Source organism: Pseudomonas sp. (assembly GCF_037994325.1).
Lineage (GTDB): Bacteria > Pseudomonadota > Gammaproteobacteria > Pseudomonadales > Pseudomonadaceae > Aquipseudomonas.
This window is the reverse complement of the sequence record NZ_JBBNAH010000560.1, coordinates 1-1,843: the sequence shown is the minus strand read 5'-3', so window position 1 is coordinate 1,843 and position 1,843 is coordinate 1. Positions and strand designations below refer to the sequence as shown.

3 protein-coding genes are annotated in these 1,843 nt (G+C 55.3%); 1 reads left to right on the top strand and 2 read right to left on the bottom strand.

The features are described from left to right. The coding region (locus AAAB16_RS18740; RefSeq protein WP_340664686.1) for an FAD-binding oxidoreductase at positions 1-613 on the top strand (613 nt) is incomplete at its 5' end. Between the two features lie 59 nt (positions 614-672). On the opposite strand, the gene AAAB16_RS18735 is transcribed toward AAAB16_RS18740, so the two are convergent. Next, a complete protein-coding gene (locus AAAB16_RS18735; protein WP_340664685.1) occupies positions 673-1,362 on the bottom strand; it encodes a peptidase C39 family protein in 690 nt (229 codons plus the stop codon). 133 nt (positions 1,363-1,495) lie between these two features. Further along, on the bottom strand, positions 1,496-1,843 hold a 348-nt coding region (locus AAAB16_RS18730; RefSeq protein ID WP_340664684.1), incomplete at its 5' end, for an OmpA family protein.

Genomic DNA, 1,843 nt, shown 5'->3' with positions numbered 1-1,843 from the left:
GGGTCGCGTGAAAGCCAAGTTCGTAGTGGTAGCCGGCAACGCCTATCTGGGCAATCTGATTCCAGAACTCTCGGCGAAGTCGATGCCGTGTGGTACCCAGGTGATCACAACCGAACCCCTCAGCGATGAAGTCGCCAAGAGCTTGCTGCCACAAGACTACTGCGTAGAAGATTGCAACTACCTGCTCGACTACTACCGCCTGAGCGGCGACAACCGCCTGATCTTCGGTGGCGGCGTGGTCTATGGCGCCCGCGACCCGGCAAATATTGAAGCGATTATTCGCCCCAAGCTGATCAAAACCTTCCCTCAACTAAAAGACGTGAAGATTGATTACGCCTGGACCGGCAACTTCCTGCTTACCCTCTCCCGCCTACCGCAAGTGGGTCGCCTGGGCGACAACATTTATTACTCGCAAGGCTGCAGCGGCCATGGCGTGACCTACACCCACCTGGCCGGCAAGATTCTCGCCGAATCGCTGCGAGGCCAGGCGGAACGCTTCGATGCCTTTGCCAGCTTGCCGCACTATCCATTCCCGGGCGGCGAACTGATGCGCGTACCATTCACCGCGCTTGGCGCCTGGTACTACAGCCTGCGCGACAAACTCGGCTTCTGATCCGAGCTGAAATAAAAACGGCGCCCTCATCAGGCGCCGTTTTTTTGCCCGCTATATGCTCAGCGGTTTTTATCATCGATTGCCTTGTAGGCGTTGCTTGCTGCCAAGGTCTGCCCGGCAAGTTCGAGCTGCTTGGCCGCCGCCATCCAGCGCTGACGATCAACATTCGCTGGTAATTGCGCCGGCGCTTGAACCAATAAAGCCCAGTGCCCAAGATCATTCCAACTGGAAGTAAAGTCCGCAAAACTCACAACCAAGCGATGATTCATGCCCGAACGCAGCAGCATGCGCTGCTTTACTCGATCGTATCCCACCAGCACCGCATAGCGCGGCGACGAGACAAAACCGAAGCCATCGTTAACCCGAACCAGCACGGGGTAACCTGCTGCGACCTGCTCAAGCAAATCTGGCAATCCACCTTGTAACGGATACGCAAGCAAGCCGAAGTCATTGGTGACTCGGGTAAAGCTGGTGGGTATCTCCGACTCCTTGCCGGGCAGATGCATTTTTTTCGCGACGAGCCCAGGCGTGGTGACCACATCCTGTTGCGACAGCATGATAGCCAACGCACCGGGAGCACTTTCAAACGCGGTTTGCGCGAAAAATGGCACACCGTTCAACTCCACCCTCTCCGGCAATGCGCGAACAGCAGGATCAACCGGCGTAGTGCCGCATCCAGAAAGCATTAACAAGCCACCTAGCAGGAGCAAATAACGAGCAAGATAAGACTTGGTGATAAGAACTGACACGCGCACGCTCTCTCTACAGGGCCATGACAAGAGCAGAGATGATACTAACGCCTCATCTCCACCACCAACGCCACTTTATTCCAGGCAAAGAAAAGCCCGACCTAGGCCGGGCTTTTCTGAAACACCGCGCTAATTACTTAGCTTGGGCTTCTACTTCAGCTTCTACGCGACGGTTAACAGCGCGGCCAGCTTCGGTAGCGTTATCCGCAACCGGCTTGGACTCGCCGTAGCCAACAGCGTTAACACGCTCGCCACCTACACCGTACTGGTTAACCAGCACTTCACGAACGGCGTTAGCACGACGCTCGGACAGTTTTTGGTTGTAAGCGTCAGTACCCACGGAGTCGGTGTGACCTTCAACAGTGGTGGAGGTTGCTGGGTATTGCTTCATGAAGTCAGCCAGGTTTTTGATATCGCCATAGCTTTCTTCTTTGACTTTCGATTTGTCGAAGTCGAATTTCACGTCCAGTTCAACGCGAAC